Genomic DNA, 2041 nt, shown 5'->3' with positions numbered 1-2041 from the left:
GATGAAGATGCGCGGGAAGCGCAGCAGCACCTTGCCGGTCGCCGTCTTCGGATAGGCCTTTGCGATCTTTGCGGTGTAGCTTTCGAGGAATGTCTTTCTCTCGTCCGCGTCGAGCGGATCGAGGAACGGCTTCAGCCCCGTCGCCTTGACCCATTCGACGATCGCTTCGGCATTGGCCAACGGATGATTGTAGATCGTGTGCCAGATATCCACGCGATCGGCGAGCGGCGACAGAAGATCGTAGTAGAAGGAAACCGGGGGCAGCGGCGCGCGGGCGGCGCTCCTGAGCTTGGCCGAGAACGGCATCTCGGCCGCGGTGTCGCGCATCAACCGATGCGAGGGTTCACCAAGATTATCGGGCATCTGGATGGCCAAGGCGCCGCCCGGCGCGAGCAGCCCGATCAGCTGCTGGAACACCGCCGGATGCTCCGGCAGCCATTGAAAGACCGCGTTTGCGAAGATCACGTCGACGGGCTGTGCCGGCTGCCATGCGGAAGCATCGGCTAGAGCGAAATTCACGTTGGGCAGCCGCGCCTTCGCCTTCTCGATCATGTCGGGTGAGGTGTCGAAGCCGCTGACCTCCGCATCCGGCCAGCGCTCGACCAGCAGCTCCGTCGAGTTGCCCGGACCGCAGCCGATATCGACGACGCGGCGCGGGAAATCGACCGGGACTTGTGCTGCCAGGTCCCGCGCGGGCCGCGTGCGCTCGTCCTCGAACTTCAGATATTGGGCGGCGGACCAGTCAGCCATTTCAGAGCCTCATATGTGTTCGCCGCCCACGGACTTTGTTACCGCGTCAGCCGCTTGTGCGTCATGCGGTGCGGGGTTGCCGCCTCCGCGCCCAGGCGGCGCAGCTTGTCCTTCTCATATTCCTCGAAGTTGCCTTCGAACCATTCGACATGCGCGTCGCCCTCGAAGGCGAGCATGTGGGTCGCCATGCGGTCGAGGAACATGCGGTCGTGGCTGATGATCACCGCGCAACCGGCATAGGCTTCGAGCGCATCTTCAAGCGCGCCCAGCGTTTCGGTGTCGAGATCGTTGGTCGGTTCGTCGAGCAGCAGCACATTGCCGCCGCCCTTCAGCATCTTGGCCAGATGCACGCGGTTGCGCTGGCCGCCGGAAAGATTGCCGACCTTCTGCTGCTGGTCGCCGCCGCGGAAGTTGAAGGACGAGCAGTAAGCGCGGCTGTTGACCTCGTGCTTGCCGAGCTTGATGACCTCGGCGCCGCCCGAGATCTCTTCCCAAACCGTCTTGTTCGGGTCGAGCGCGTCGCGGCTTTGGTCGACATAGCCGAGCTTCACAGTCTCGCCCTTGCGGATCGAGCCGGCATCCGGTGTTTCCTGGCCGGTGATCATCCTGAACAGCGTCGTCTTGCCGGCACCGTTCGGGCCGATGACGCCGACGATACCGCCCGGCGGCAGTTTGAACGACAGATCCTCGATCAAAAGCTCGTCGGCAAAGCCCTTGTTGAGGCCCTCGACCTCGATGACGACATTGCCGAGGCGCTCGCTCGACGGGATGACGATCTGCGTGTCGGTCGGCTTGCGGTTCTGCGACTGCTCGACCAATTCCTCGTAGGCCTTGATGCGCGCCTTGGACTTGGTCTGGCGCGCCTTCGGCGAGGATTGGATCCATTCGCGCTCGCGCCAGATCGCCTTCTGGCGGGCGTCGTCCTCGCGCCCTTCCTGGATCAGGCGCTTGGCCTTGGCATCGAGATATTTGGTGTAGTTGCCCTCGTAGGGAAGGCCGCGGCCGCGGTCGAGCTCGAGACTCCAGCCGGTGACGTTGTCGAGGAAGTAGCGGTCGTGGGTGATGATCAGCACCGAGCCCGGATAGTCGCGCAGGTGCTTTTCCAGCCACTGCGTGGTCTCGGCGTCGAGATGGTTGGTCGGCTCGTCGAGCAGCAACAGGTCGGGCTGCTCGAGAAGCAGCCGGCAGAGCGCCACGCGGCGCCGCTCGCCGCCCGAGAGGTTGGTCACTTCGGAATCGGCCGGCGGGCACTGCAGGGCGTCCATCGCCATCTCGACCTGCTGCTCGAGAT

The 2041-nt window shown here is 64.1% G+C and carries 2 protein-coding genes; both read right to left on the bottom strand.

Going from position 1 to position 2041, the window contains the following annotated elements; genetic code table 11:
• The coding region (tam, locus tag EOA60_RS30530) for a trans-aconitate 2-methyltransferase (RefSeq protein WP_128312438.1) at window positions 1-750 on the bottom strand (750 nt) is incomplete at its 3' end.
• A gap of 38 nt (window positions 751-788) precedes the next feature.
• Window positions 789-2041: energy-dependent translational throttle protein EttA (gene ettA, locus EOA60_RS30525; RefSeq protein ID WP_128312436.1), on the bottom strand; the 1253-nt coding region annotated here is incomplete at its 5' end.

Origin of the sequence: Mesorhizobium sp. M1A.F.Ca.IN.020.06.1.1, assembly GCF_004023265.1 — a bacterium.
Classification (GTDB): Bacteria; Pseudomonadota; Alphaproteobacteria; order Rhizobiales; family Rhizobiaceae; genus Mesorhizobium.
The sequence above is the reverse complement of the archived record's forward strand: the minus strand, read 5'-3'. Positions and strand labels throughout refer to the sequence as shown.